This is a genomic window from Nocardiopsis sp. NPDC101807, from assembly GCF_044766605.1.
GTDB lineage: Bacteria > Actinomycetota > Actinomycetes > Streptosporangiales > Streptosporangiaceae > Nocardiopsis > Nocardiopsis tropica.
Map to the genome: position 1 here is coordinate 38,503 of NZ_JBIWMK010000011.1, position 25,714 is coordinate 64,216.

Annotated in this window: 23 protein-coding genes; 17 read left to right on the forward strand and 6 right to left on the reverse strand. The window is 74.0% G+C overall.

Annotation, left to right across the window (positions count from 1 at the left end):
• Nucleotides 1-236 precede the first annotated feature (236 nt).
• The 5 genes from ACIRPH_RS28095 (at nucleotide 237) to ACIRPH_RS28115 (ending at nucleotide 5,467) form a co-directional block, all read left to right on the forward strand.
• Entirely contained in the window at nucleotides 237-1,319 is a 1,083-nt protein-coding gene (locus ACIRPH_RS28095) for a permease (protein WP_402919626.1), read from the forward strand.
• Nucleotides 1,316-2,164 (forward strand): TIGR03943 family putative permease subunit, encoded by an 849-nt coding sequence (locus tag ACIRPH_RS28100; protein WP_402919628.1) that lies wholly within the window; start codon nucleotides 1,316-1,318, stop codon nucleotides 2,162-2,164. Before ACIRPH_RS28095 ends, ACIRPH_RS28100 begins: the two co-directional genes overlap by 4 nt.
• Nucleotides 2,165-2,280: 116 nt before the next feature.
• Nucleotides 2,281-3,687: a sensor histidine kinase gene (locus ACIRPH_RS28105; RefSeq protein WP_402919630.1), complete on the forward strand. Its 1,407-nt coding sequence runs from the start codon at nucleotides 2,281-2,283 to the stop codon at nucleotides 3,685-3,687.
• Between the two features lie 13 nt (nucleotides 3,688-3,700).
• The gene (locus ACIRPH_RS28110; protein ID WP_402919632.1) at nucleotides 3,701-4,777 is read left to right on the forward strand and encodes an AI-2E family transporter; all 1,077 of its coding nucleotides are present in this window, start codon (nucleotides 3,701-3,703) and stop codon (nucleotides 4,775-4,777) included.
• A gap of 24 nt (nucleotides 4,778-4,801) precedes the next feature.
• Nucleotides 4,802-5,467 carry a TVP38/TMEM64 family protein gene (locus ACIRPH_RS28115; protein WP_402919634.1) on the forward strand — a complete coding sequence of 222 codons (666 nt, stop codon included), beginning with the start codon at nucleotides 4,802-4,804 and terminating at the stop codon, nucleotides 5,465-5,467.
• A 195-nt stretch (nucleotides 5,468-5,662) separates the two neighbouring features.
• On the opposite strand, the gene ACIRPH_RS28120 is transcribed toward ACIRPH_RS28115, so the two are convergent.
• Together ACIRPH_RS28120 and ACIRPH_RS28125 are read right to left on the reverse strand one after the other, a co-directional pair.
• A complete protein-coding gene (locus tag ACIRPH_RS28120) occupies nucleotides 5,663-6,991 on the reverse strand; it encodes an ABC transporter substrate-binding protein (RefSeq protein ID WP_402919636.1) in 1,329 nt (442 codons plus the stop codon).
• Nucleotides 6,992-7,566: 575 nt separating this feature from the next.
• Nucleotides 7,567-8,592 carry a LysR family transcriptional regulator gene (locus ACIRPH_RS28125; RefSeq protein WP_402919638.1) on the reverse strand — a complete coding sequence of 342 codons (1,026 nt, stop codon included), beginning with the start codon at nucleotides 8,590-8,592 and terminating at the stop codon, nucleotides 7,567-7,569.
• A 235-nt stretch (nucleotides 8,593-8,827) separates the two neighbouring features.
• On the opposite strand from ACIRPH_RS28125, the gene ACIRPH_RS28130 reads away from it, so the two are divergent.
• Nucleotides 8,828-9,985 carry an acyl-CoA dehydrogenase family protein gene (locus ACIRPH_RS28130; RefSeq protein WP_402919640.1) on the forward strand — a complete coding sequence of 386 codons (1,158 nt, stop codon included), beginning with the start codon at nucleotides 8,828-8,830 and terminating at the stop codon, nucleotides 9,983-9,985.
• A 259-nt stretch (nucleotides 9,986-10,244) separates the two neighbouring features.
• Here ACIRPH_RS28130 and ACIRPH_RS28135 read toward each other — a convergent pair whose 3' ends face one another.
• Entirely contained in the window at nucleotides 10,245-11,024 is a 780-nt protein-coding gene (locus ACIRPH_RS28135; protein ID WP_402919642.1) for a 4'-phosphopantetheinyl transferase family protein, read from the reverse strand.
• 95 nt (nucleotides 11,025-11,119) lie between these two features.
• On the opposite strand from ACIRPH_RS28135, the gene ACIRPH_RS28140 reads away from it, so the two are divergent.
• The 4 genes from ACIRPH_RS28140 to ACIRPH_RS28155 all read left to right on the forward strand — a co-directional run bounded on the left by ACIRPH_RS28140 (nucleotide 11,120) and on the right by ACIRPH_RS28155 (nucleotide 13,737).
• Nucleotides 11,120-11,254, forward strand: coding sequence for a hypothetical protein (locus ACIRPH_RS28140; protein ID WP_402919644.1), 135 nt, complete (start codon nucleotides 11,120-11,122; stop codon nucleotides 11,252-11,254).
• A 50-nt stretch (nucleotides 11,255-11,304) separates the two neighbouring features.
• On the forward strand, nucleotides 11,305-12,111 hold the full coding sequence (locus tag ACIRPH_RS28145; RefSeq protein ID WP_402919646.1) for a DeoR/GlpR family DNA-binding transcription regulator: 807 nt from the start codon (nucleotides 11,305-11,307) through the stop codon (nucleotides 12,109-12,111).
• Nucleotides 12,112-12,254: 143 nt separating this feature from the next.
• Entirely contained in the window at nucleotides 12,255-13,073 is an 819-nt protein-coding gene (locus ACIRPH_RS28150) for a polyprenol monophosphomannose synthase (RefSeq protein WP_402919648.1), read from the forward strand.
• Between the two features lie 238 nt (nucleotides 13,074-13,311).
• Nucleotides 13,312-13,737 (forward strand): hypothetical protein, encoded by a 426-nt coding sequence (locus ACIRPH_RS28155; RefSeq protein WP_402919650.1) that lies wholly within the window; start codon nucleotides 13,312-13,314, stop codon nucleotides 13,735-13,737.
• A 250-nt stretch (nucleotides 13,738-13,987) separates the two neighbouring features.
• Here ACIRPH_RS28155 and ACIRPH_RS28160 read toward each other — a convergent pair whose 3' ends face one another.
• The 3 genes from ACIRPH_RS28160 to ACIRPH_RS28170 form a co-directional block, all read right to left on the reverse strand.
• Nucleotides 13,988-15,532 (reverse strand): MFS transporter, encoded by a 1,545-nt coding sequence (locus tag ACIRPH_RS28160; RefSeq protein ID WP_402919959.1) that lies wholly within the window; start codon nucleotides 15,530-15,532, stop codon nucleotides 13,988-13,990.
• 166 nt (nucleotides 15,533-15,698) lie between these two features.
• Nucleotides 15,699-18,467, reverse strand: coding sequence for an FtsX-like permease family protein (locus ACIRPH_RS28165; protein ID WP_402919651.1), 2,769 nt, complete (start codon nucleotides 18,465-18,467; stop codon nucleotides 15,699-15,701).
• 3 nt (nucleotides 18,468-18,470) lie between these two features.
• A complete protein-coding gene (locus tag ACIRPH_RS28170) occupies nucleotides 18,471-19,238 on the reverse strand; it encodes an ABC transporter ATP-binding protein (RefSeq protein WP_402919653.1) in 768 nt (255 codons plus the stop codon).
• Nucleotides 19,239-19,605: 367 nt separating this feature from the next.
• On the opposite strand from ACIRPH_RS28170, the gene ACIRPH_RS28175 reads away from it, so the two are divergent.
• The 7 genes from ACIRPH_RS28175 to ACIRPH_RS28205 all read left to right on the forward strand — a co-directional run bounded on the left by ACIRPH_RS28175 (nucleotide 19,606) and on the right by ACIRPH_RS28205 (nucleotide 25,665).
• The gene (locus ACIRPH_RS28175; RefSeq protein ID WP_402919655.1) at nucleotides 19,606-20,865 is read left to right on the forward strand and encodes a sensor histidine kinase; all 1,260 of its coding nucleotides are present in this window, start codon (nucleotides 19,606-19,608) and stop codon (nucleotides 20,863-20,865) included.
• A gap of 127 nt (nucleotides 20,866-20,992) precedes the next feature.
• On the forward strand, nucleotides 20,993-21,652 hold the full coding sequence (locus ACIRPH_RS28180; RefSeq protein ID WP_402919657.1) for a response regulator: 660 nt from the start codon (nucleotides 20,993-20,995) through the stop codon (nucleotides 21,650-21,652).
• Between the two features lie 100 nt (nucleotides 21,653-21,752).
• Complete coding sequence (locus ACIRPH_RS28185) at nucleotides 21,753-22,121, forward strand: VOC family protein (protein ID WP_402919659.1); 369 nt, start codon at nucleotides 21,753-21,755, stop codon at nucleotides 22,119-22,121.
• Nucleotides 22,122-22,370: 249 nt separating this feature from the next.
• Nucleotides 22,371-23,075 carry a beta-ketoacyl-ACP reductase gene (locus ACIRPH_RS28190; RefSeq protein ID WP_330159964.1) on the forward strand — a complete coding sequence of 235 codons (705 nt, stop codon included), beginning with the start codon at nucleotides 22,371-22,373 and terminating at the stop codon, nucleotides 23,073-23,075.
• Nucleotides 23,076-23,174: 99 nt separating this feature from the next.
• Nucleotides 23,175-23,939, forward strand: coding sequence for an enoyl-ACP reductase FabI (gene fabI, locus ACIRPH_RS28195; protein ID WP_402919661.1), 765 nt, complete (start codon nucleotides 23,175-23,177; stop codon nucleotides 23,937-23,939).
• A 189-nt stretch (nucleotides 23,940-24,128) separates the two neighbouring features.
• Entirely contained in the window at nucleotides 24,129-24,890 is a 762-nt protein-coding gene (locus tag ACIRPH_RS28200; RefSeq protein WP_402919663.1) for an SDR family NAD(P)-dependent oxidoreductase, read from the forward strand.
• A 148-nt stretch (nucleotides 24,891-25,038) separates the two neighbouring features.
• Entirely contained in the window at nucleotides 25,039-25,665 is a 627-nt protein-coding gene (locus ACIRPH_RS28205; protein WP_402919665.1) for a TetR/AcrR family transcriptional regulator, read from the forward strand.
• Nucleotides 25,666-25,714: the final 49 nt, after the last annotated feature.

The window sequence follows — 25,714 nt, forward strand, 5'->3', positions numbered from 1 at the left end:
CCTCGGGCACCCGCCGCACGGGTCCTCGGGCGTTCCGCGCGTGTCCCCGCCTCCCGGCCTCCCGCTCTCCGCGGGCACCCGTCGCGACCCCTTCCCGCGGAACGGGACGGGCCGCCGGGCTGACCCGTTCCCGCCACCGGGGGGCCGTTGTCCACAGGAAACGCCGGGTCGTCCCGGGCGAAAACGATTTTCGGTACTATGCGTGAAGATCCCGCACGACCACCACGGAGACCGACGTGCCCGACCGGACCACACCGGCCACCGACCCCGGCCCGCCCCCGAGCAGTTCGCTCGGCGACTCCCTCGCCGGGGGGTGGGCGGACCGCGGCGAGGAGCTCCCCCCGGAGGACTGGGGACGCGCGCGGGGCCGCCGCAGGACCGGGACGGTCTGGCTGTTCGCCCTGTTCATCACCGCGATGGCGCTGGGGCACGCCTGGATCTCCGACGAGCTGACCAGCCAGGCCTTCCTCGCGTGGGCCACCATCTTCACCGCGATCAGCTTCCAGGCACTGCCCTTCCTGGTGTTCGGGGTGGCGCTGTCCGCCGCGCTCACCGCGTTCGTGCCGCCCTCGGCCTACCAGCGGTTCATCCCGTCCAAGCCCAGCCGCGCCGTGCCGGTCGCGGGGGCCTCCGGGGCCCTGCTGCCCGGCTGCGAGTGCGCCTCGGTGCCCATCGCCGGAAGCCTCATCAAGGGCGGGGTCGCCCCGGCCGCCGCGCTCACCTTCCTGCTGGCGGCGCCCTCCATCAACCCGGTCGTCATGATCGCCACGGCGGTGGCCTTCGCCGGGCAGCCCGAGATGATCCTCGCCCGGTTCACGGCCTCCCTGCTGGCGGCCGTGGTCATCGGATGGATCTGGGTGCGCTTCGGCCGCGCCGACTGGCTGCGCCTGCCCACGCACAACCACGCACCCGGGGCCTCGCGGTGGCAGGTCTTCCGCGAGTCGATGCTGCACGACATGATGCACGCGGGCGGCTACCTGGTGGTCGGGGGCCTCGCCGCCGCCACCCTCAACATCATGGTGCCCCGCGAGTGGCTGCTGGCGGTCGCCGGCATGCCGGTGGTCTCGGTCCTCGTGCTCGCCCTCCTCGCCATCCTGCTGTCCATCTGCTCCGAGGCCGACGCGTTCGTCGCCGTCAGCCTCACCGACTTCTCCCCCACGGCCAAACTCGCGTTCATGGTGATCGGGCCGATCGTCGACCTCAAGCTCCTCGCGATGCAGGCGGGTGTGTTCGGCTGGCGCTTCGTGGCCCGCTTCGCCCCGCTGTGCCTGCTGGTCGGCCTGCTCAGCACGTTCCTGATCGGAGGACTGATCCTGTGAACCGCATCGCCCAGGGGCTCACCCTGGTCCTGCTCGGCGCGGCCGCGCTGACCAGCACGATCCCGACCGACCTCTACCTCAACTGGGTCAAGGCGGGCTTCGGCCCCTTCCTCATCGCCGCAGGCGTGGCCATGGTCCTGCTCGGCGTGCTCGTCATCGCCGCCGAGCTGCGCGGCGAGGACGAGGCGGAGGAGGAGCACGTGCACGGAGCGGACGCCGAGGCCGTCGCCGCCGGGAACACGGTGTCGGCGCAGGAGAGCGCGTCCGCCGTGGAGAGGGACTACGAGGAGGCGTACGGGCGCCGACGCGGCCACCAGGGGCACGACCACTCCCGGGCGCCCGGCGTCGCGTGGCTGCTCCTGTTGCCGGTGCTCGCCGTGTTCGTCGTCGCCCCGCCCGCGCTGGGCTCCTACACGGTGGAGGCCACCTCCGGCTCCTCCGGACCGCCCCCGGAGGACCGGCGCTCGGGCGCCTTCGACGACGGGGTCGAGGAGGCCGCTCCGGGCGAGGTCGTCTCCATGGACATCCGCCAGTTCGTGATGCGGGCCTGGATCGACGAGGACCGCCTGCTGGTCGGCCAGGAGGTCGAGCTCACCGGGTTCGCGGTCCCGGAGAAGGACGGCGACGGGTGGTACCTCGCCCGACTCCAGATGGCCTGCTGCGCCGCCGACGCCGTCGTGAACAAGGTGTACATCTCCAACGAGCCCGCGCCGGAGGCGGACACCTGGTGGACGGTGCGCGGTACCTGGGTGGAGCCCGAGGGCGAGCTCTCCGAGGTGAGCCAGCACGAGTTGACGGTCCTGGAGCTCCAGGAGGTCACCGACCCGCCGGACCCCTACGAGTAGCCCCCGAGGGGTGTCCGGTTCCTCCCTGAGTCGGATGGTGACCCCGCTCCTGCTCACTCTTCGCCACACCGTTCACCATTCGCCGGATTGTGGTCGCGCTGGGTGACAATGGGCGGGTGTCAGAGCGGAGCGACGGAAACCGGGGAGGGTGGGGCCGACTGCGCCCCCGGTCGATCCGTGCCAGGGTCACCACCGGGGCCGTGGTCACCCTGATCCTGATCACCGGCCTGTCGCTCTCCCTCAGCAGCTTCCTCATACGGGAGATCTCGCTGACCCAGGCCAGGGACCAGGCGGACGACGAGGCCCGCCAGGTCTCCGAGCGGATCGCCACCGAGCGCTACCAGGGTGCCATCCCCGACGGTGAGACGGTCCTGCGCGTGCAGGTCGTCGACTGGGAGACGGGCGAGGTGGTCGCCGCCACCGACGCGATGGAGGGCAAGCCCCCGGTGACGGACAAGCGTCCGGAGGCGGGGGACTTCCGCCTCCAGACCACCGTCTGCGGCGACATCGCGGGCCCCGAGCCCAGGGACTGCCTGCTCGTGGTCGGGTACGGCCTCTCCGACTCCGTCTACGGCGAGGTACTGGTCCTGGCGGCGGCGAGGTCGCCCAGCATCCTGGGCACGTCCCTGATCGAGGCGGTCCTGGTGGGGACCTCCGTGGCCTTCCTCGTGATCACCGCGACCGTCATCTGGTTCTGGGTCGGGCGTGCGCTGCGGCCCGTGGAGAGGATCAGCGCCCAGCTCGACAAGCTCTCCGTCACCGACCTGAACCGCAGGCTCCCCGTCCCCGGGACGCACGACGAGATCGCCCACCTGGCCCGTACGGCCAACGCGAGCCTGGCACGGCTCGACGAGGCGGTCACCCGGCAGAGGCGGTTCGTCTCCGACGCCTCGCACGAGCTGCGCAACCCCATCGCCGGGATGCGCGCCAAGCTGGAGGTCGAGCTCTCCGACCCCGACCCCGACGCCCGCTCGCGCGAACTGCTGCTCACCGGTCTGCTCTCGGACACCGAGAGGCTGGAGAACATCGTCTCCGACCTGCTCGAACTCGCCCGCCTGGACAAGGACGTGGCCCGCGAACGGGAGGAGGTGGACCTGGCGGCGCTCATCAGGGAGGAGTTCGTCGACGAGCGGCGACACCCCGCGCTGCGGGTGCACTCCTCCGGGCCCGTCCGGGCGACCGTCAACCGGCTCCGCCTGGTCCGCGTCCTCACCAACCTCGTGGCCAACGCCGAGCGCCACGCGAGCTCCAGGATCGACATCGTCGTCGAGCGGGACGGCGACGCGGCCGTGGTGGAGGTCCACGACGACGGGACGGGGATCCCCTCCATGGACCGCGAACGGATCTTCGAGCGGTTCGCGCGGCTCAAGGAGTCGCGCGAGCGCGACCCGGGCGGGAGCGGGCTCGGGCTCCCCATCTCGCGGGAGATCGTCCAGTCCCACGGAGGCAGCCTCGTGGCCGGGGACAGCGACCTGCTGGGCGGTGCGGTCTTCACCCTCCGCATCCCCGACACGGCCGAGTAGTCGGGACAGGGACATGCCACCCGGAAGCGGACTGACCGCACTGCCCGCGGACGGGGACGGGCCGGGGCGCCCCAACTCCTTCCTCCTCGGGTTCGTCGGCGCCCTGGGCGTCCTCACCGCCTGGCTCCTCGTCGAGGCGCTGATCGGGGTCCGCGCGGTCCTGGTGTACATCCTCGTCGCGCTGTTCCTCGCGGTCGGGCTCAACCCCGTGATCGAGGGGCTGCGCGACCGCGCGCGCATGCCGCGCTGGGGGGCCATCCTCACCGTGTGCCTGGCGATGGTGCTCTTCGCCGCCGTGTTCGTCTGGGCGATCGTGCCCCCGATCACCGAGCAGGTGGCGAGCTTCGCCGCGAACCTCCCGGACACGGTGGACGGCCTCCAGCGCACGCCGTTCTTCGCGGACCTGGAGCAGCGCTACGACGTCCTGGAACGGGTCGAGGGCCTGGTCACGGCCCCCGATTTCGGGCAGCAGCTCTTCGGAGGGCTGGTCGGCGTCGGACAGGTCGTGTTCAACACCCTGTTCGCCACGTTCACGGTGTTCGTCCTGACGCTGTTCTTCATGGCGTCGCTGCCCGGGATCCTGGACGTGTCCTACCGGTTCGTGCCCCGCTCCAACCGCGACGGGGTGCGCCGGATCGGCGACGAGATCGTCCGGCGCATCGGCGCGTTCATCGCGGGCCAGCTGGTGGTGGCGGCCTTCGGCGGGGTGGTGGCGTTCTTCTTCCTGTGGGCGATCGGCTCGGCCTACGCCCTCACCCTGGCGCTCGTGGTGGCGGTGACCGCGCTCATCCCGTTGGTGGGCACCACCATCGGCGCGCTGGCCGCCTCCGCGGCGGTGGCCCTCGGGAGCCCGCTGCTGGGGCTGGTCACGCTGGTGTTCTTCCTGGTCTACCAACAGATCGAGAGCTACGTGATCTCACCGCGGGTGATGCGCCACGCGGTGGACGTGGCGCCGACCGCGAACATCACCGCGGCGCTGGTCGGCGGGACGCTGATGGGGCTCGTCGGCGCGCTCCTGGCGATCCCCACGGTGGCGGCGCTCACGATCATCCTGAAACAGGTGGTGTTCCCGCGACTGGAGCGCCGCTGACGCGGTGCGGAATAGGCTTCCGGCATGGGCGAGGGGACGGGTGGCGGAGGCGGGCGCGGGGCGCGGGCGTCGCGGTTCCTGCTGCTCGCGGCCTGGGCGGCGGCGGTGGTCCTCGCCCTGCTCCACGTGCCGGGGGCGGACGTCCTGCGCGGCCGGGTGGAGGGGGCGGGCGCGGCCGGCCCCGCGGTCTACCTGGTCCTCTACGTCGTCGCCGTCTTCGCGCTGGTGCCCCGGCCGGCTCTGAACGCCCTGGCGGGCCTGGTGTTCGGGTTCTCCCTCGGACTCGCGCTGGCCCTGGCGGGCGGTGTGTGCGCGGCCCTGGCCCAGTTCGCGGTGGCGCGGCACGTGGCGGGCGACGCGGTGGCGCGGCGGCTGCCTCCGGGCCTTCGCGCCCGGCTGGACGCCCTGGTGGGCGGTCACGCCTTCGTGGCGGTGCTCCAGCTGCGGCTGCTGCCGGTGGTGCCCTACCAGGCGGTCAACTACGGTCTCGGGCTGACCCGGGCGGGCGTGTGGCCCTTCGCGGCGGGCACGTTCGCGGGCGCGGTCCCCGCGACGGCGGCGCTGGTGCTCCTCGGGAGCGGGGGAGCCGACCTGGGCGTGCCGGTGGCCGTGGCCGGGGTGCTGCTCACGGTGGTGATCGGCGCGGCGTGGTGGCTGCGCGCACGGTCCGCGGCGCGGACCCGGGGGTGACGGGGGCGGGCCGGGGGCCGCCCCCCGCACCCCCCCCAAACCGCCGGCCGCGCCGGCGGAGCGGGCCCCCTCGTCGGGGGGGGGGGGGGGCCGCGGGGGGGGGGGGGGGGGGGGGGGGGGGGGGGCCGGGGGGGGGCGGGGGGGCGCGGGGGGGGGGGGGGGGGGGCCGGGGGGCCCCCCCCCCCCCCCCCCGCCCTATCCGCCGGCGGCGCCGTCGAAGAGGGCCACTTCGTCGGGGGCGGGGCGTTCCAGCTCGAAGGGGAGGATCTCACCGCCGTCGCTGTCGGTGACCATCGGCTCCTGGAGGACCTCGGGTTCCTCCCCGGCCCTGTTCCGTACCACCATGACGCCGGAGTACCCGCTGTGGTCGTCCTCGGTGGCCACGAACGGGACCAGGCCCGGGCCGGTCCACTCGTTGGCGTGCAGGGTGTCGACCAGGTTCTGCCGGGTCAGGTCGGGCCCGACCTCCATCAGCAGCTGGGCGAACAGCGTCGCCTGCACCATGCCGTACACGGTCGTGTCGGTGAACGGCGTGCCCTCGTTGTACTCCTCGTGGATCTCCAGGTAGAACTCGGTCCACGGGTCCTCGCGCTGGGCCGCCATCGGCAGGAACGCGGTGATGATGAGCCCGTCCGTGAAGGACTCGGGCGGGACGTCCTCGGCGGCGGTGCCCTCCGCGTACTCCTCGATGAGCCCGGTGACGATCTCCACGTCCCCGCCGAAGCTGGGGGCGACCCACTGCGGGGTGTACCCGATCGAGGCGGCCTCCAGGATGGCCATGCCCAGGAACGCGGGGATGCAGTAGCAGACGGCGAGGTCGGCGCCGGACGCCTTCAGCTCGGCGACCTGCCCGGCGAGTTCGGGGACGCCGGGGTCGTAGGACTCCCAGGCCACGATCTCCTCGGTGAGGTACTGCTCGATCCCGGCGTGGGAGGAGGGGCCGACGTCGTCGTTCTGGTACAGCAGGCCCACGTCGTCACCGGGGAAGTTCTCCGCGATGAAGCTGCCCTGGACCTTGGCCTCCTTGGAGTAGTCGACCTGGAACCCGTAGCTGTAGGGGTAGACCTCCGGCTGGTCCCAGGCGAGGGCGCCGGACGAGACGAAGAGGTCGGGGACCCCCTCCTCGTTGAGGTCGTCGATCACCGCCTCGTGGGTCGGCGTCCCCAGACCGCCGAGCATCGCGAAGATCTCCTGGTCCTCGATGAGGGTCTCGGTGGCCTCCATCGTCTGAGCGGGGTCGAACGCGTCGTCCTGGACCTGGTACTCGATCCGGCGCCCGTGGATGCCGCCGTTGTCGTTGATGTAGTCGAACACCGCGCGGGCGCCCGTGGACACGTGGCGGAACCCGGGGGAGGCCGGTCCGGTGAGGGGCTGGTGCGTGCCGATGACGACGGCATCGTCACTGACCCCCCGGGTGTCGGCCTCGACGGCCGCGGCTTCCTCCTCCGCGGTCCGTCCGCCGGAGCAGGAGGAGACGAGAACCGCGACGGCGAGTGCCGAGGCGATGGTGCTCAGTGGTCGCATGAATGGTGTCCTGGACTAGGTCGCGCCTGATCAGACTGGGTGGATGGCCCCTGGGGGAGTAGTGGGCGGGTGGGGGAGAGGAAACGGGGGGAACCCTACTGGCGGGTACGTTACTTGCGAGTAAACACCATACGCATGTCGCACGCCACTGCAACCGATCGGGGGTGCGCGCACGCGGACGCGGGGGCCGGGGCCGGGCGCGGGTCCGTAGGGGATCGCGGCCGGGGCCGGGTTCCGGCGCGGCTCCGGAGGGGGCGGGCGCGCACGGTCCGTGGCGCGGATCACCGCTCGGCGGGCGCGGGGAGGGGGTTCACGGCGGTGCCCTCGCCGGACGGGCACGGGAACGCGCTGCCGTGCCGGTCCGGGGCGTCCTTCCCGGCCCCTTCTCCGGGCGGACGCGGTCGCGGGGCCCTCGCGCGGGGCCGGGGCCCGTGCCCTCCTGCCCCGCCCGGGACGCCGGGCCGTGAGGCCGTCGGCGCCGGGCCGTGAGGGGCCGCCCCCGAAGGGCGCGGCGCCCACCTCGGCCGGAGGGCCGCCTCCACCGGCCGCCCCCGCGTGCCCCGCCGGGGCCGGGGTCAGCCCTCGGGCCGGTCGGAGGTCCGTCCGCGGGAGGGGCCGGCCGCGGCCCGGGGGACGCCGTCGCCGGGGGCGGCGCCGCTTCCGGCCGCGGCGGCGACGGCCTCGACCGAGCTGACCGAGCCCGCGGGTCGGGGAGCGCCCCGCAGGATCTCGCGCGCCAGCCGCGCGACGGCGTCGGAGGCCTGGTGCACCGCGCTGTCGCGCCGCCAGACCAGGAGGTGCCGCAGTTGTATGGGTGCGCCCTCCAGCGGACGTATCACCACGCCCTCGCCGGTGTCGAAGTCGGACTGGCAGGGGGCGACCGCCCGGCGGTCGGCGATGAGGTCGCGGATCTCCGACCGGTCGTAGAGCCGGTAGGGCACCTCGGGGGTGAAGCCGGCGCGCTGGCAGGCCAGGTAGAAGCACTCGGGCCACCCGGTGCCGTCCGGAGGGGTCAGCGCCCACGGGGACGCGGCCAGGTCGTCCAGCCGGATCAGTGTCTGGTGCGCGCGCGGGTGGTCCGCCCACAGGGCCACGTGCAGCGGTTCCACCGAGAGCATCGCCCAGGCCAGCGGGCCGTCCGTGGACAGGTCGCGGTCCACGTAGTCGATGGTGGTCCCCAGGTCCAGGCGCCCGGCGCGGACCAGGTCGGTGACCAGTTTGGGGGAGTACTCGGTGCGCACGTGCACGGGGACGTTCGGGAAGACCTCCGGGAGCCGCGCCGACAGCTCGATGGTCAGCGGCCCGACGCCGCCCACGCGGAGGGTGGTGGGGGAGGCCCCGCGGGCGGTGATGTCGTGCAGCAGGTCGTCCATGGAGAGCAGGACCGAGCGCGCGCGGACCAGGACGAACTCCCCGAGCTCGGTCGGGCGGACCCCGGAGCGCCCGCGGTGGAAGAGCGGTCCGCCGACCTCCCGCTCGATCCGCTGGAGCTGCGTCGTGAGGGCGGGCTGGGACGTGGAGAGCGCCGCGGCCGCCTTGGTCACGCTGCCGGTGTCGGCCAGGAGGCAGATGGTGCGCAGGTGGCGGAGTTCGAGGTCCATGCGTGGAATCTAGGACGGGGAGGGTGCCCGTGTACAGACGTGCTGTCGCGGAGGCCGCTGCGCGTCGGGCCGTCCAGGGGATCGGGGGTCCGATTCCCCTTTGTCGAGAGGCGGACGCCCCGGTCCTCGTGCGTGTTCGCGCCTTGGGATAGGGTGCCGCTCGTCACCATATAGTTGGACGTCCTACTACATCCAGTTGTTGGATGGGGCCGGCGCGGAACCGTGGGAGAGGCTCATGGCGGTCGAACGCACGCTGTACACACCCGAGGCGGAACAGCTCCTCGAGCTGACCGGGGAGATCGTCGACAAGGAGCTCGCCCCACGTGCCTCCCGGGACGAGGAGGAGGGGGTCTTCCCCCGCGAGGTTTTCCGGGTCCTGGGCGGGGCGGGCCTGCTCGGGCTCCCCTACCCCGGCGAGTACGGCGGCGGAGACCAGCCCTACGGGGTCTACCTCCAGGTGGTGGAGGAACTGGCCCGCGGCTGGCTCGCGGTGGGGCTGGGCGTCAGCGTCCACACCCTGTCCTGCTACCCGCTCGCGGCCTTCGGCAGCCAGGAGCAGAAGGCCGCCCTCCTCCCCGCCATGCTCGGCGGCGACCTCCTCGGCGCCTACTGCCTCTCCGAGACCGCGTCCGGGTCCGACGCCGCCGCCATGACCACACGTGCCGAGCCGGCGGAGGACGGGTACCGGCTCAACGGCGCCAAGGCGTGGATCACCCACGGCGGCGAGGCCGACTACTACTCCCTCTTCGCCCGCACCGGCGCGCCGGACTCCGGGGCTCGGGGGATCAGCTGCTTCCACGTCCCGGACGGGACCCCGGGGCTGGGCTCGGCGCCGCCCGAACGCAAGATGGGCATGTGCTCCTCCCCGACGGCCGGGGTCCTCCTCGACGACGTCGTGATCGGGGCCGACTCACTGGTCGGCGAGGAGGGCCAGGGGTTCGGCATCGCCCTGTCCGCGCTCGACTCCGGCCGCCTGGGCATCGCCGCCTGCGCCGTGGGCGTCGCCCAGGCCGCCCTCGACGCCGCCGTGGCCTACTCCCGGGAGCGCCGCCAGTTCGGCAGCGCGATCGGCGACTTCCAGGGCATCGGTTTCATGCTCGCGGACATGGCCACGCAGATCGCCGCCTCCCGGGCCCTGTACCTGTCCGCGGCCGCGCTGCGCGACGCCGGGCGGCCCTTCGGCCGGCAGGCGGCCATGGCCAAGCTGATGGCCACCGATACCGCGATGCGGGTCACCACCGACGCGGTCCAGGTCTTCGGGGGCTACGGCTACACCCGCGACTTCCCCGTCGAGCGCTACATGCGCGAGGCCAAGGTGCTCCAGATCGTGGAGGGCACCAACCAGGTCCAGCGCCTCGTGATCAGCCGCCACCTGGCCAGGGAGGGGAGCTGACCGGACGGCGGGTTCGGCGCCGGCGCCGCCGCACCGGGGCGAGGGGCCCCGGCCCCGGCACCGAACCCGGCCACGGTCCGGGGCGCGGCCCGTGCGAGCTCCCGGCCGGCCCGGCGCCCGCGCCGACCACCGCGAGCGGCCGTGGGCCCTCCCGCGCGGGACGGCGGCGGAGGCGGGCCCCGGGCCCCCGCCCGAGCGCGGTCGGCGCGGCGGAGGCGGCCCGGCGGGCGCGAGCGCGGGACGACCCGCGGACCACGGCCTAGGAGCGGAGCAGCCCCGCCGTGTCCCCGGCGGTGCGCACCACGGGCTCCAGAGGGCCCGGGGCCAGCGCGGCCAGGGCCGATCGGTACCCCTCGGCGCACTCCAGGTCGGTCAGGGCGGCGCACTCCGGGCCGCCGCCGCCCTCCCAGGAGAGCAGCGCCGCGTCGTCGTGGGGAGGGCTCACCAGGACCCTGCGCAGACCGCCCGACAGGCCCAGCCCGGTCGCCTTGAGGAGGGCCTCCTTGCGCGCCCAGTACCGGAAGAAGGCGCCGACCCGGTCCTCGGGCGCCAGGCGCTCCCAGGCCGCGTGCTCGGGCGCGGCCAGCGTGTAGCCCGCCAGCCCCGCCAGGTCGCGGGCCTCGGAGACCCGCTCGACGTCGACCCCCACGGGCACGCCCTCGGAGACGGCGAGGACGACCCACTCGCCCGAGTGGCTGACGGAGACCTCCCACCCCTGGGCGGGCCCGGAGGGGTGCGGCTTGCCGTGCGGAGCGGCGTCCCCGGGACCCGCGCCGGTGCGCTCCTTCTCCTCGCACGAACGGCAGCGCAGGTCGAAGGCGACCTTCTCGGGCGGGCAGCCGGCCCGGTCCGCCAGGACCAGGCGGGCCATCGAACGGCCCAGCAGGTGCCGGTCGCGGTCGGCCTGGTGGCGGAAGCGGGCGTTGCGCGCCCGTTCCTCCTCGTCCAGCAGGCGCAGCAGGCGGTCGTCGGCGGTGGAGGTGTGGGCCCACCAGACCTCGTGGGCCGGGGGCGCGGGGTCGAACTTCATGCTCCTCATTGTCACCCGACTTTCCCCGCGTTGGGGGGTGTGAGGTCAACCCAAACCGGGAATTCGGTTAATGGCAGGTCAGCCCGTCCCCTGGGGAGGCCCGAATGTCCGTCTTCGTGTTGTTCGGAGCAGGTGCGCTCATCGGCCTGGTCGCGCTGACGGCGGTCGTCGTCGTCACCCTCCTGACCGAGAAGCCCGAGGCGGAGCAACCCGTGGCCCGGGACCGGTCCGTACTCTAGAGCGGCGCGGGACCACGCCCGTGCGATGGCACGGGTGAAGGTGGGTCCACATGGCCGAGGAAAGCCGTCCGGCGTTCGCCGCCGAGCGACGGGAGCGCATTCTCGAACTCGTGCGCGCCAACGGCACCATGTCCCTGCGCGACATCGCCGCCAAGGTCCGCGCCTCGGAGGTCACCATCCGCCGCGACGTGCGCGCGCTGGAGGCCGAGGGGGTCGTGGACCGCCGGCGCGGCGGGGTCGCCCTGCCCGGCCGGATCGGCCACGAGCAGAGCTACTCCGGCAAGAGCGGCCAGTGCGCCGCGGAGAAGGCCGCGATCGCGGTCGCCGCCGCGCGGCTGGTCCGCCCCGGCGACGCCGTCAGCATCGGCCCCGGCAGCACCGCGGAGGCCTTCGCCAAGGAGCTCCTCACCCGCCACGACCTGACCGTGGTCACCAACTCCCTGCGCGTCGCCGACGTCCTCGCCGAGGCCGCGCGGGTCGAGGTGGTGGTGACCGGCGGCACCCTGCACGGGCCGATACGGGCGCTGGTCGGGGCTTCGGCGGAGGTGAGCCTGTCCGGGCTCCGCGTCAACCGGGCCTTCCTCTCCGGCAACGGGGTCAGCGCGGACCGGGGGCTGAGCACCCCCAACCCCGCGGTGGCCAGTGTGGACCGCGCGCTGGCGGCCTGCGCGGACGAGACCATCGTCCTGGCCGACCACACCAAGATCGGCGCCGACACCATGGTGCCCACCGTCGCCCCGGAGGAGATCGCCCACCTCGTCACCGACAGCAGCGCCGACCCCGAGGTGCTGATGACCCTGGAGGAGCTGGGAGCACTCGTCCACGTCGCCGTGGTCGCCGACGAACGGGGCGAGTGAGGCCGCCCCGCCGCGACCGGTCGGAAGGACCGCGTACCCTACCGTTCACGCCCATTGCGCGATCGGCGCCCGGTGCGTGATCCTGGGCCCACCCCAGTCCGCCCTCCCGACCGACCGCCGCCCACACGCAGGAGCCGCCGCGCATGCCCTCACAGCCGACGCCGCCGCACGTCCCGTCCGAACCGGTGCGCGTCACCCCCGAGCCGGTGGCCCTCCCCGAGCCATGGGCGGACTCGCGCCTGACGGTCGTCGTCCCCACCTACGACGAGGCGGCCAACCTCCCCGTGCTGGTCGGGCAGCTCATGAGCCTGGACCTGCCCCGCCTCAGGGTCGTGGTCGTGGACGACAACTCCCCGGACGGCACCGGCGAGGTCGCGGACAAGCTCGCCGTCGAGTTCCCCGGACGGGTCGGCGTCCTGCACCGCACCGCCAAGGACGGCCTCGGCCGCGCCTACGTGGAGGGCATGAACCGCGCCCTGGAGGAGGGCGCCGACTACGTCGTGCAGATGGACGCCGACCTCAGCCACCCGGTGGGCTACGTCCCGCAGCTCCTGGGCACCCTGCACTCCACCAACGCCGGGGTGGTCATCGGCAGCCGCTACGTGCCGGGCGGGAGCCTGTCCGAGCAGTGGGGGGTGCGGCGGCGCCTCCTCAGCGGCTGGGCCAACGCCTACGTCAAGACCGTGCTGTCCATCCCCGTGCGCGACGTCACCGCCGGGTTCAAGATCTGGCGTGCCTCGGCGCTGCGCGTCCTCGACCTGTCCAGCATCGAGAGCACCGGCTACGCCTTCCAGGTGGAGATGCACTACCGGGCCCACCGCAGGGGCCAGAAGATGATGGAGATCCCCATCCACTTCGAGGACCGCGTCGCCGGCGAGAGCAAGCTCGACGGCGCCGTCGCCCTGGAGGCGGCCCTGCGCCCGCTGCGCCTGCGGAGGGCCGAGAGGTCCCGGCGGCGCTAGGGCGCCTTCCGCGGACACCCGCCTCGCTGCTCGTCGCCCCGGCACGCCCCTCGCGGCGTTCTCCTCCGTCGACAGGGCCCCACCCCGACCCCTTCTCCGGCCTTGCGACGAACGCACCGGATACGCCGCTCGCGACGGACGGCATCCACGGAACACGCCCCGGCCCCGGCCCGCCTTTCTTCACATACGCCCGCTCGTCTGAGAGCATCGGTGGAAACGTGGGAAGGGGGAGAACACAGTGACCGAAGAGCCCTATGACGTGGACACCGACATGGGTGACGACCCCGAGGAGAGCGAGGCCGCCGAGCTCGAACGGCGTATCGAACCGGATTACGACATCCAGGAGTACGACTTCGAGGACGACGACAGCCGGGGCGAGCGGGGGATCAGCGAGGCGGTCCGGGACGAGCGCAACGACGTGTACCCGCGGCAGAGCTGGGGCGGGGAGACCCGGAGCGCCGAGGAGGAGGCCGTCAACGAGATCGACGACGGATACTCCCCCGACATCGGCGAGGGCGCGGCGGTGAGGAGCCCCCACCCCGGTGAGGCCGACGCCCACCGGGCCGACGCGCACGGCGCGGACGAGCGCGACCGCACCGCGGACCCGGCCGGTTACGTGCCCGACGCGGAGGACCCCAAGGACACCGGGGCGCCGGACGCCTGATCCGGGACCCGCGGCGGGGGCCGGGCACGGCCGCCGACGGGAACCGGCGTCCCCGCCGCCGCACCCCTCGCGGCCCCGGCGGCCCCTCCGGCCGCCGGGGCCGCGCTCTGCTGCGGCCGGGTGGTCGGGGGCCCCGCCCACGGCGATCCCCTCCGGGCCGCGGGCGCCGCCGCGGCCGGTCCCCGGACCCGTGTCCCCCGGAAGGTCGGCGCGTCCCGCGTCGGGGCCCGGGTCCCGCGCACCGCGCCCCTCAGGAGGACGGCGCGCCCGGCCCCCGGCCGTCCGAGATCTCCCCGGCCGTCGAACCCGGGCACGAGCGCAGCGGCGGCCCCGCCACACCGCAGAACCGCAGCGGCTGGTCGTCGGCGCGCGGGGCCACCGCACTGGCCTCTTCGGCCATCGCACCGCGTTCGGCCGCCTCCGCGGCCTCGGGCATCCGCCCGCGCGGCAGCGCCAGCGCGCACAGGGAGGCCAGGACGCACAGGCCCGCGAGTATCAGCATCGCCGGGCCGAACCCCTGGGCGATCTCGGCCGACGCGGCGCCGGACCCGGACCCCTGGCTCCCGGAACCGCCGATCCCCGCCAGGACCGGGACGGCGGCCACACCGATGAGCTGGGCGGCGCGCGCGAACGTGTTGTTCACCCCCGACGCCAGCCCCGCGTGCCGCTCGGACGCCGACGCGAGCACCGTCGCCGTCAGCGGCGCCACCGTCGTCGAGAGCCCCAGCGCCACCAGGAGGATCCCGGGGAGCACCCCCGTCAGGTAGGGCGCGTCCTGGCCCAGCCGGGACAGCAGCACGAACCCCGCGGTCAGCAGCAGCGGGCCCGCCACCAGCTGGGGCCGCGGGCCGATCCGGGCGGCGAGCTTGCCCGACCGCGCGGAGAGGGCGAGCATCAGGAGCGTGATCGGCAGCGACGCGGCCCCCGCCGCGACCGGCGAGTACCCGCCCACCTCCTGGAGGTGGATGACCAGCAGGAACAGGAGGGGGCCCAGCGATCCGTAGATCAGCACCGTCGCCGCGTTCGTCACGCTGAACGAGGTGGAGGAGAAGATCCCCAGGGGCAGCATGGGGTTCGCGGTGCGCGCCTCCACCGCGAGGAAAGCGCCCAGGGACAGCACGCCGACCACCACGCCGGTCCACACGGCCGGGGTGCCGCCGACCGCGCCCCACTGGATCAGCGCGTAGGTGATCCCGCCCAGGGCCACGACCCCCAGCAGCGCGCCCGGGTAGTCCAGCTTCCGGGGGGCCCGGGTGTCGCGCGACTCCGGCACCTTGAACCAGGCGATCGCCAGCACCGCCGCGGCGAGCGGCAGGTTGATGAGGAAGATGAGGCGCCAGTCGCCGATCTGCACCAGCCAGCCGCCCACGAACGGCCCCACCGCGGAGGCCACCCCGGTCAGCCCGGACCACGCCCCGATCGCCCGAGCACGGTCCTGCTCGCGAAAGCCCGCCTGGAGGATGGCCAGGCTCCCCGGGGTGAGCAGGGCGCCTCCCACGCCCTGCACCACGCGTCCGGCGATCAGCCACTCCAGGGTGGGCGCGAACGTGCACAGCGCCGACGCCAGGGCGAACACGGCCACGCCGGCCATGAACAGGCGGACCCTGCCGAACCGGTCCGACAGGGAGCCGCTGAGCAGGATGAGCGCGGAGAGCGTCACCATGTAGCCGTTGACGATCCACTGCAGCCCGGACAGCCCCGTGTCGAGGTCCTCTTGGACGGCGGGCAGCGCCACCGTCACCACCGTCGAGTCGAGGAAGGCCATTCCCGAGCCGAGCACGGTGGCGGTCAGCATCCACCGGGCGGCCGGCGTCCCCCAGGCCACCGCGCCGCTCGTCCCCGGTACCGCAGCAGATCCGGTCACAGCACACACCCCCCGGTCCACAGTACGGCGCGGACCCCCGCCCGAAGGCGGGGGTCCGCGTCTCTTGTCCCCGAGTTGTGCAGGATGTGACCTGCGCCTACTCGCTGGCGAGCGCTCCCGTGATGGAGGCCCCCGCGGCCCGGCGGGCGGGCAGCACCGAGGCCAGCAGGCCCGCGAGCACGGCCACGGCGATGAACACCGCGATCTGCCCGGCCGGAACGGTGAGCACCATGTCGGGCAGGGTCGCCGCGCCCGCCGCCCAGCCGAACACCACGCCCAGCACGATGCCGATACCGGCGCCGATCAGGCACAGCAGGACCGCCTCGACGCCCAGCATGCGGCGCAGCTGCCCCTTGGCCAGGCCCAGCGCGCGCAGCAGGGCCGACTCGCGGGTGCGCTCCAGCACCGACAGCGCCATCGTGTTGGAGATGCCGAACACCGCGATGACGATCGCCAGGCCCAGCATCGCCGCGATGGTGTAGAAGGCGATGTCCATCATGTCCGAGAACTGGTTCTTCATCTCGGCCACCGACATGACCTGCATGGTCGGGTGGTCGTCCACCGCCGTGTAGACGGCGTCGCGCACCTCGGAGGCGTCGGCGCCCTCGGCCGCGCGGACGTAGACCATCTCGCTGTCGGCGGTGTCGGGGAACAGCGTGGCGAAGTCCTCCGGGGAGACGACCGCGCCCCACAGGGTCTGGGCGTCGGCCAGGATCGCGGCGACCTCCAGGTCGACCTCGCCGTCCGGGGACGGCAGGGTGAGGGTGTCGCCCACGCCCAGGCCGTCGGCCAGCCCCTCGGAGAGCAGCACCTCGCCGGGGCCGAAACCGGAGATCTCGCCCTCGACGGTCTCGCCGGTGATGTCGACGCCGAGCTCGGCGCCGTCGTAGGTGCTGACGGAGAGCGAACCCACGGGGGAGGCGTCGTAGCCCTCGACCGTGCCTCCGCGCTGGGCGATCACCTTGTCCAGGAGGGGGCTCTCCGCGAGGGCGTGCTCGACCTCGGCGGGGACGAGGGGCATGCCGGTCCCCCCGGACGCGTCGGCTCCCTCCTCCGGGGAGGCCGCGCCGTCCTCGGCGTCCGCCGGGTCCTCGGGCGACGCGCCGTCGGCCCCGCCCTCCTGTCCCTCCTGCTCGCTCCCGGGCGGGGGCTGCACGGTGTCCTCGGTCGGGACGCCGTCCGTCCCGGCGCCGTCCTGTGCGTCCTCGGCGGGGGCCTCTTCGGCGGCGGTGTCGCCGCCGGAGGCGCCGTCCATCGAGTACTGAGCGCTGACCTGGTAGTCCACCGGGAACTGCTCGTCGAGCATCCGGGTCATGGTGGACTCCAGCGAGGCGCTGACCACCGAGTAGCCCGTGATGAGCGTGGCGCCCACCGTCAGGGCGATCATTGCGGTGGCCGCCCTGCGCGGGCTGCGGGTGGAGTTGTCCACCGCCAGCATGCTCGGCACGCCGACCCTGCGCAGCGGGACGCCGACCAGTCGGACGATGCCGCGCACCAGGAGCGGTCCCAGCACCACCACGCCCACGAAGGCGATCAGGGCGGCCGCCGTCACGACGACCGGTCCCAGCTGGTTCGGGCCGGACACCTGCGTCAGGGCCACCAGCGCGGCCGAGACCAGGAAGGCCAGGACGCCGAACACGACGCGCATCCAGCCGGTGCCCTTCTCCAGGCCGCCCGCGGTCGCGCTGGTGCGCAGCGCGGCCAGCGGCGGGACCCGGGTGGCGCGCGTGGCCGGGACCAGGGCGGAGCAGACGGTCACCACGGTGCCGACCGCCAGGCCCACGATCACGGCGAGCGGCGTGATCACCACGGGGACCGAGCCGCCCATGCCCAGCAGCGGGCCGCCGAACGCCGCACCGGCCATGCCGATGCCGACGCCCGCCAGGACGCCGAGGACGGAGGCGATCAGCCCCACCGCCACCGACTCCAGCAGGACGGACCGGAACACCTGGCCCCGCTTGGCGCCGACGCACCGCAGGAGGGCCATCTCCCGCTGGCGCTGGGCGATGAGGATGGCGAAGGTGTTGTAGATGACGATCCCCGCCACGAACATGGCGATGAACGCGAACAGCAGCAGCGCGGTCCGCATCATCGCCGTGTCGCCGCCGGCGGACTCGGCCATCTCCAGGCCGAAGGCCTCACCCGTCCGCACGTCCGCGCCGTCCCCCAGCAGGGCCGCGACGGCCTCGGCCGCCTGCTCGTCGGTGTGGCCCTCCGCGGCGAGCACGTCGATCTCGGTGTAGCCGGTGGCGCCTGTCATCTCCCCGACGGTGCCGGGGGCGAAGACGAGCGCGCCGCCGTAGCTGTAGCCCGGGTCGACGCCGAAGTCGACCAGGCCGGTCACGGTGAACTCGCGCTCCTCCTGCGCGGGGTCGAGCACGGTCACCGTGTCGCCGACCTCGAATCCGGCCTGCTCGGCGGTGGAACTGGCCAGGGCCAGCTCGTCGGGGCCCTCGGGCAGCCCGCCTTCGGCCGCGGAGAAGCGGCTGGTCTCCCCGACGGAGATGGCGGCGGGCGGCATGAAGCCGAACGCGCGGCCGTCACGGTCCAGGAGCACGGCCTGTCCGCTGACGATGCCGTCGGCCCCGGCCACCTCGGGCAGGGCGCGGACGCCGTCCAGCTGGGCCTCGGTCAGCGGTTCCGGCTCCGAGGGCTCCGCCGGGTCCGCCGGCTCCTCGGCGGCGGGGACCGCGATCGCGTCGACGCTGGTCGCGGAACCCATGACGGACTTCTCGTAGTTGGCGTTCAGGGTGTCGGCGAACACCATCGTGCCGGAGACGAACATGACGCCGAGCAGGATGGCCATCACCGTGGTGGCGTACCGGGACTTGTGCATCCGCAGCCCGGCGAGCGTGGTGCGCAGCATGGATCAGACCTCTTCCAGCTTCAGCAGCCGCGCGGAGACCAGTTCGGCGGTGGGCTCGACGACCTCGTCCACCAGGCGGCCGTCGCGGAGGAAGACCACGCGGTCGGCGTAGGAGGCCGCGACGGGGTCGTGGGTGACCATGACGATGGTCTGGTGCAGGTCGCGGGCGGAGCCGCGCAGGAAGGCCAGGACCTCCGAGCCCGAACGCGAGTCCAGGTTGCCGGTGGGCTCGTCGGCGTAGACGACCTCGGGGGCGTTGAGCAGGGCGCGGGCGACGGCCACGCGCTGCTGCTGCCCTCCGGAGAGCTTCGCGGGCAGGTGGTGGAGCCGGTCGCGCAGGCCGACCACGTCGACGATGTGCTCGAAGCGCTCCTTGTCGACCGCGCGCCTGGCGATCTGGGAGGGCAGCAGGATGTTCTGCTCGGCCGTGAGCATCGGCAGCAGGTTGAACGACTGGAAGATGAACCCGATCCGGTCGCGGCGCAGCAGGGTCAGCTCGGCGTCGCGCAGACCGGTGATCTCGGTGCGGCCCAGGTGCACGGTGCCGGACGTCGCCACGTCCAGCCCGGCCAGGCAGTGCATCAGCGTGGACTTGCCGGAGCCGGAGGGGCCCATGATCGCGGTGAACGCGCCCCGGTGGAACTCCACGTCGACCCCGGCCAGGGCGTGGACCTTGCTGTCGCCGGTGTCGTAGGTCTTGGTGAGGCCCCGCGCGACCACGACCGGTGGCGAGGCGACCGGGGGGACGGTTTTCACAGTGGACTCGGTCACGACAGACAGCTCCAGAGACGGTGAGACGACGGATGTGCGGGGAGTGGTTGATCGGTGTTGCCCGCGCCGGGGGACCCCTCGTCCGGCCCGGCACACCACAACGCTAGGACCGCGGGGGCCGCCCGGGCGTCCACCGCTGGGCCGATCCCGGGATCGGCCGAAGGAGGGGTGCGAGCCGGGTTCGGGACTCCTTCGTCTGGCCGACCCCCCGACTTTCGTCGGGGGCGGGGTCGTCACTGTCCGTGTCGATCGACGGAAACGGTGGCTCCGACCTGCGGTGACGCGAAAGTTCGGGGGGTGTGGCGGAGTGACGGGGCGGTCACCGGACGCGGCGGGACGGGCGGGGGCCGCCCGTAGAATCCGCACCATGAGGACCTGGGTCAACGACAGGGGGCGGTCCGTCGGCGCCCGGTGGCGGAGCAACTGGCAGTGGTGGTGGGACCGCAGGCTCCGCATCGCCGACTGGCTCTACGCGCTGGGGACCCTGCCGCTGAGCCTGCTCCTCCAGGTGGGCGTGAACGGCGTCTTCAGCGGTGCGATCGACACCGCGTCCGCCGCCCTCTCGCGCTCCGGGTCCGTGAGCGCGATGATCGCGCTGCTCGGCCTCGCCGTCCTCCTCTCCGTGGTCCCGGCCTTCGTGGCGGCCGCCGCCATCCTGTTCCGGCGCACCCGGCCCAAGTGGCTGCTCCTGATCGCGGTCGTCCTCCTGGCGGGCTTCGGCAACTTCGTTCCGGCCTCGATCGCCATCTACTCGTACGCCGTCTACTTCGACAACCGCAGGCTGGTCGCCGCCTGGTTCGCCCTGCTGTGCCTGGCCACCGGCGGCGGGTACGGGACCAACGGCCTCACGTACGTCATCGCCGTGGTGTTCTTCCTCGTCGTCCCGGTGACGGCGGGCCTGTGGATCGGGACCAGGCGCCAGCTGGTCGAACGGCTCCACGAGCGGGCCGAGCGGCTCGAACGCGAACAGCACCTGATGGCCGAGCGGGCCCTCACCGCCGAGCGCACCCGTATCGCGCGGGAGATGCACGACGTGGTCGCGCACAGGGTGAGCCTCATGGTGCTGCACGCGGGCGGGCTGGAGGTGTCCTCGGAGGACGCCAGGACGGTCGAGGCCGCGGGTCTGATCCGCACCACGGGACGGGAGGCGCTGTCCGAGCTGCGCGGGATCCTCGGAGTGCTGCGCGACGAGACGACCGCCGCCGCGCCCACGGCGCCCCAGCCCGTCCTGGCGGACCTGGACCGGCTCATCGGCGAGTGGAGCACCGCGGGCATGGTCGTGCGCAGGGAGGAGACGGGCCGGGTGCGGCCCCTGGCGCCGGGGGTCGAGCGCACCGCCTACCGGATCGTCCAGGAGGGGCTGACCAACGCGGCCAAGCACGCCCCCGGCGCGGAGGTCGCCGTGCGCCTGCACCACGGTCCCCGCCAGGTCGAGGTCGAGGTCGCCAACGAGCCCGCGCCCGCGCCGACCGTGCCCATGCCGCAGAGCGGGTTCGGGCTGACCGGCCTCCACGAGCGCGTGGTGCTGGCGGGGGGCGACCTCAGCGCGGGGGTGTGCCCCGACGGGGGGTGGCGGTTGCGCGCTATCTTGCCAACCGGCGGCCACCCGGACCGGGACGCGGAGTGAACCCCGCCGAAGGGGTCCGGGAACCCTGCTCCGGGGGGCAGGGCCCGCCGGGCCGCGCCCGGAGCCGCCGACGGCCGCCGGCGCGGTCGCCGCTGCCTTCGCACACCGACACGAGAGGACCCGCACGGTGATCCGCACGCTCCTGGTCGACGACGAACTCCTGGTCAGGTCCGGGCTGCGGATGATCCTGGACTCCGCCCCCGACATCGAGGTCGTGGGGGAGGGGGGAGACGGGGAGGAGGCCGTGCGCCTCGCCGAGGAGCTCCGCCCCGACGTGGTCCTGCTGGACATCCGCATGCCCGGCACCGACGGGATCACCGCCGCCGGCCGTCTCACGTCCCTGCCCGAACCGCCCCGCGTGGTCCTGCTGACCACGTTCGACCTGGACGAGTACGTGCACAGCGCGCTGCGCGCCGGGGCGGTGGGCTTCCTGCTCAAGGACACGCCGCCGCGCGACCTCATCGCCGCGGTGCGCACCGTGCACGAGGGCCACGCCATGCTCGCCCCCAGCGTCACGAAGCGCATGCTCGAACGCTTCGCCTCGCCCGCCCCCGCCGATTCGGCCGCGGGGCGCGAGGAGGCGGCCCGGCGCCTGTCGGTGCTGAGCGAGCGGGAGCGGTCGGTGCTCGTGTCGGTGGCCCAGGGCATGTCCAACGCCGAGGCGGGCCGCGCCCTGGGGATGCGGGAGGCCACGGTGAAGGCGCACGTCAGCCGCATCCTGGCCAAGATGGGCATGTCCAACCGGGTGCAGGCCGCCATCCTCGCCCACGACGCGGGATGGGCCTGAACCGCGGCGGGATCCCCGGCGCGGGTCGGGCGCCCGCGGCCCGGGGGCGCCCGTCCCCGGCAGAGCACGCACACGTCCACCGACCGGCGCGGAGGTGCCCGTGTCCCCACCGATGAGGTTGACCGCGATCACACTCGACTGCGCCGATCCCCAGGCCCTGGCGGCGTTCTACCAGCGGGCCACCGGCCTCGAACCGCACCCGGGGTCGGACGCCGACTTCGCCGGCCTCACGCGAGGGGACGGGCTCTTCATCGGCTTCCAGCGGGTCGACGGCTACCGTGCTCCGCGCTGGCCCGACCAGGACGTCCCCCAGCAGTTCCATCTCGACTTCGCGGTCGAGGACCTGGACGAGGCGGAGGCCCGGCTGCTGGAGCTGGGCGCCGGCAGACCGGACCACCAGCCGGGCGAGGGGGTGTGGCGGGTCCTCACCGATCCGGCCGGCCATCCCTTCTGCCTGGTGAGGGGTTGACGGCCCGTACCCCGTCCGGCGAGACAACGGTCACTCCGCGCGGCGCGGCGGCGGACGGCGCCGCCCGCGCCGACGAGGTGGGGCCGCATCGGGGCAGGTCCGGCCGCTTGGTGGGGATATGGGGGTCGATGTCGTCCTCCGCCTCAGTTGCGTCTACCGGTCGGTAGCTCGGTACGCTGCAATGCGATCCCACCCCCGGAACATCACGTCGTGGCTGATCACAGCAGCCGCAGGAGAAGAGGAGCCCCTATGTCGCGCTCGGTACTGGTCACCGGCGGCAACCGCGGAATCGGTCTGGCCATCGCCCGTGAGCTGGCCGCCGGTGGAGACTCCGTCGCGGTGACCTACCGGTCCGGCGAACCGCCGGAGGGCCTGCTCGGCGTCCGCTGCGACATCACCGACTCCGCCCAGGTGGACGCCGCCTTCAAGGAGGTCGAGGAGGCGCAGGGCCCCGTCGAGGTGCTCGTCGCCAACGCCGGTATCACCAAGGACCAGCTCCTGGCCCTGATGAGCGAGGACGACTTCTCGTCCGTCGTGGACACCAACCTCACCGGTTCGTTCCGCGTCACCAAGCGCGCGGTGCGCGGCATGATGCGCAAGCGCTCCGGCCGCGTCGTCCTCATCTCGTCCGTGGTGGGCCTCCTCGGCTCCGGCGGCCAGGCCAACTACGCCGCGTCCAAGGCCGGCCTGGTCGGCTTCGGACGCTCCCTCGCCCGTGAGCTCGGCTCGCGCAACATCACGGTCAACGTGGTCGCCCCCGGCTTCGTCGAGACCGACATGACCGCGGTCCTGAGCGAGGACCGCCAGGCGGAGATCAAGAAGAACGTCCCGCTGGGGCGCCTCGGCTCGGCCGAGGACATCGCCAGGACCGTGGGCTTCCTCGCCGGCCCGGGGGGCGCCTACATCACCGGCGCCGTCATCCCCGTGGACGGCGGCCTCGGCATGGGGCACTGAGCCGCCCCGCCCGGCCGCCGGCCCTTCCCCGCACCTCGCAGACCGCAGCCACCGGAGCTCCCCCTCCGGGACAGCAAGACAGGACGGACCACCCGAACCATGGGAATCCTCGAAGGTAAGCGCATCCTCGTCACCGGGGTGCTCACCGACTCCTCCATCGCCTTCCACGTGGCGCGCCTCGCCCAGGAGCAGGGCGCCACGCTCGTGCTCACCGGTTACGGCCGGATGAGCCTGGTGGAGCGCATCGCCAAGCGCCTGCCCGAGACGCCCCCCGTCCTGGAGCTCGACGTCACCGACGACGAGCAGCTCGGCACCCTCGCAGCCCGCGTCGGCGAGCACGTCGACGGCCTCGACGGCATCGTCCACTCCATCGGGTTCACGCCGCAGGGCGCCCTGGGCGGGAACTTCCTCGACACGGAGTGGGCGGACGTGGCCACCGCCGTGCACACGTCCACGTTCTCCCTGAAGTCCCTGACCACCTCCCTCATGCCGCTGATGGGCGGGGGCGGCTCGGTCGTGGCCCTCGACTTCGACAACAGCGTGTCCTACCCCACCTACGACTGGATGGGCGTCGCGAAGTCCGCGCTCGCCTCCACCGCCCGCTACCTGGCGCGCTACGTCGGCGACCGGGACATCCGGGTCAACCTGGTCTCCGCCGGGCCGCTCAGCACCATGGCGGCCCGCAGCATCCCCGGCTTCGCCGAGCTGGCGCAGAACTGGCCGGAGCGGGCCCCGCTGGGCTGGGACATGACCGACCCGGAGCCCGCGGCGAAGGCCGTCGTGGCGCTGCTGTCCGACTGGTTCCCGGCGACGACCGGGGAGACCGTCCACGTCGACGGCGGCTTCCACTCCACCGGGGCCTGACCCGGCCGCCGGGGGCCCGCTCCCCCGTGCGGTAGGTTGACGCGGTCGGGAGCCCCCGGGGCTCCCGACCGCGTGCCGTCCCGGGACCGGTCGCGGCGTGTGCACCCGTGTGCCCGGCGCTTTCCGTGTGACCCTGGTGGACGGCCGCGAGAACCCGAGAAGTGCGACGGCGTCGGAGGGTACGGACGTATGGATCTGGGACTGTCAGGGGCACGGGTGATCGTGACGGGGGCGAGCCGCGGGATCGGCCGCGCCATCGCCCAGGCGTTCGCGGAGGAGGGCGCCGACCTCGCGATCTGCGCCCGCAGCCCCGAACCCCTCGCCAGGGCCGCCGAGGAGCTGAGCGGGACCGGCGTGAAGGTGTTCTCCCGCGAGCTGGACGTGACGGACCACGACGCACTGCCGTCCTTCGTCGAGGACGCGGTGACGGCCCTCGGCGGGCTGGACGTCCTGGTGTCCAACGTGTCCGGCGGCAGCGCCCCCACCGCGGACCAGTGGCAGCGCGGGTTCGACGCCGACCTGATGCCGTTCGTGCGGCTGACCGGGGCGGCCGGGCCCCACCTGCGCGCCTCCGGGCGCGGCGGCGCCGTCGTGCTGGTCTCCACGACCTCCGCACTGCACACCACGGCGCCCGCCGGGCCGCGGTCCTACGGCGCCGTCAAGGCGGCGCTCAACCACCACGCGTCCTCGCTGGCCCGTGCGTGGGCGCCGGACGGGGTGCGGGTCAACACCGTCTCGCCCGGTCCGACCGAGTTCCCCGGCGGGGGGTGGGCGCGCCGCCGCGAGGACGACCCCGCGTTCTACGAGAGCATCCGCGAGCGCATCCCCCACGGACGCCTGGGCCGCCCCGAGGAGGTCGCCCGCCCGGTGGTGTTCCTCGCCAGCCCGGCGGCCGCCTTCGTCACCGGGCAGAACCTGGTCGTCGACGGGGGCTTCCTCGACCGGGTCTGACCCCGGGGCCCCGCCCGTCGGGTGCGCGCGGCTCCGCCCGGGCCCGCGGGGCGCGCACGGGCGGGGCGGACCCCGCGCCCGGGCGCACGCCGCCACCGTCGCCGTACGGCTGTATGGTCGTGTCGGCGCGCCCTGGTACCGTCGTGCGGTGCCCAGAACCGCAGACCACGCCCACAGGCGGGCGCAGATCACCGGGGCCGTGTGCGAGCTGATCGCCGACAGCGGCCTCGGCTCCGTCACCGTGGCCCGCACCGCCGCCCGCGCGGGGATGTCGGTCGGGCTCGTGCAGCACTACTTCCCGTCCAAGGACGACATGCTGCTGCACGCGTTCGAGCGCGTCAGCGGCGACGTCGCCGCCCGTGTCTCCGACATCGTCGGGGCGGGCGCCCGGCACGAGCGGACCATCGCCGAGATCCTCGGCGCGGCCCTGGCCGAGCACCTGCCGCTGGACGGGCCCCGGCGCGCGGAGTTCCGCGTGATCCGGACCTTCGCCGGCCGGGCGCTGGACAACCCGGCCCTGGCCGAGGTGGACGCCCGCGCCGGAGCCGCCATGCACGCCGCACTCGCCCGCGCCGTGGGCAACGGCGTGGAGTGCGGCGAGGTGGCGCCCGGCCTCGACGCCGACGCGGCCGCCGCCCGCCTGGGCGCCGTGACGGAGGGGCTGGCCACCCAGGTCCACCGGGGGACCCCCGGCGCGGCCGAGCGGGCGCGGGCGGTGCTCGGGGCCGAACTCGCCTCCGTCTTCACGGGCGAGTGCCGCCAGTACGCCCGCTGAGGGCCGCCCCGTCCCGGAGGGGGCGGGGCCGCCGCGCCCGGGGCGGCCG

Coding starts and splice junctions, on each gene's coding strand:
- ACIRPH_RS28110 (WP_402919632.1), top strand. CDS start 3,701: ATGCCACCCGGAAGCGGACTGACCGCACTGCCCGCGGACGGGGACGGG.
- ACIRPH_RS28115 (WP_402919634.1), top strand. CDS start 4,802: ATGGGCGAGGGGACGGGTGGCGGAGGCGGGCGCGGGGCGCGGGCGTCG.
- ACIRPH_RS28120 (WP_402919636.1), bottom strand. CDS start 6,991: ATGCGACCACTGAGCACCATCGCCTCGGCACTCGCCGTCGCGGTTCTC.
- ACIRPH_RS28125 (WP_402919638.1), bottom strand. CDS start 8,592: ATGGACCTCGAACTCCGCCACCTGCGCACCATCTGCCTCCTGGCCGAC.
- ACIRPH_RS28130 (WP_402919640.1), top strand. CDS start 8,828: ATGGCGGTCGAACGCACGCTGTACACACCCGAGGCGGAACAGCTCCTC.
- ACIRPH_RS28135 (WP_402919642.1), bottom strand. CDS start 11,024: ATGAGGAGCATGAAGTTCGACCCCGCGCCCCCGGCCCACGAGGTCTGG.
- ACIRPH_RS28140 (WP_402919644.1), top strand. CDS start 11,120: ATGTCCGTCTTCGTGTTGTTCGGAGCAGGTGCGCTCATCGGCCTGGTC.
- ACIRPH_RS28145 (WP_402919646.1), top strand. CDS start 11,305: ATGGCCGAGGAAAGCCGTCCGGCGTTCGCCGCCGAGCGACGGGAGCGC.
- ACIRPH_RS28150 (WP_402919648.1), top strand. CDS start 12,255: ATGCCCTCACAGCCGACGCCGCCGCACGTCCCGTCCGAACCGGTGCGC.
- ACIRPH_RS28160 (WP_402919959.1), bottom strand. CDS start 15,532: ATGCTGACCGCCACCGTGCTCGGCTCGGGAATGGCCTTCCTCGACTCG.
- ACIRPH_RS28165 (WP_402919651.1), bottom strand. CDS start 18,467: ATGCTGCGCACCACGCTCGCCGGGCTGCGGATGCACAAGTCCCGGTAC.
- ACIRPH_RS28175 (WP_402919655.1), top strand. CDS start 19,606: ATGAGGACCTGGGTCAACGACAGGGGGCGGTCCGTCGGCGCCCGGTGG.
- ACIRPH_RS28190 (WP_330159964.1), top strand. CDS start 22,371: ATGTCGCGCTCGGTACTGGTCACCGGCGGCAACCGCGGAATCGGTCTG.
- fabI (WP_402919661.1), top strand. CDS start 23,175: ATGGGAATCCTCGAAGGTAAGCGCATCCTCGTCACCGGGGTGCTCACC.
- ACIRPH_RS28200 (WP_402919663.1), top strand. CDS start 24,129: ATGGATCTGGGACTGTCAGGGGCACGGGTGATCGTGACGGGGGCGAGC.